This is a genomic window from Erwinia sp. PME.40.26/001, from assembly GCF_055556675.1.
In genome coordinates this window covers 1-257 of sequence record NZ_JBVHNP010000278.1, presented here as the reverse complement: position 1 = coordinate 257, position 257 = coordinate 1, and the positions used below count along the sequence as shown (strand labels likewise).

Below are 257 nucleotides of genomic sequence, written 5' to 3'. Positions count from 1 at the left end.
CGGATCGAACGGCGGGCGCAGGAAGCGGCGCGTGAGTTCGCCCGCACCGGCGATCACGGCGACGAGGATCCCGAGGAGCAGCACGGTCGTGGCATCCGCGCCCCCTCCGGTGACGGCGGCGAGGAGGCTCGTGCCGAGCGGGACGCCGGCGAGTTGCTGAGTGAGCAGGGCGTTGGCGTGTCCCGCCACCGTCGGATGCAGGAACACGGCGTAGAGCAGCCCGACGACGGGCGCTTGCGCGAGGACGGGGAGGCATC

The 257-nt window shown here is 73.2% G+C and carries 1 protein-coding gene; it reads right to left on the bottom strand.

Annotation, left to right across the window (positions count from 1 at the left end; all coding sequences use genetic code 11):
• A partial coding sequence (locus ACZ3HG_RS24180; RefSeq protein ID WP_465334982.1) for a hypothetical protein occupies positions 1-257 on the bottom strand: 257 nt, incomplete at both ends.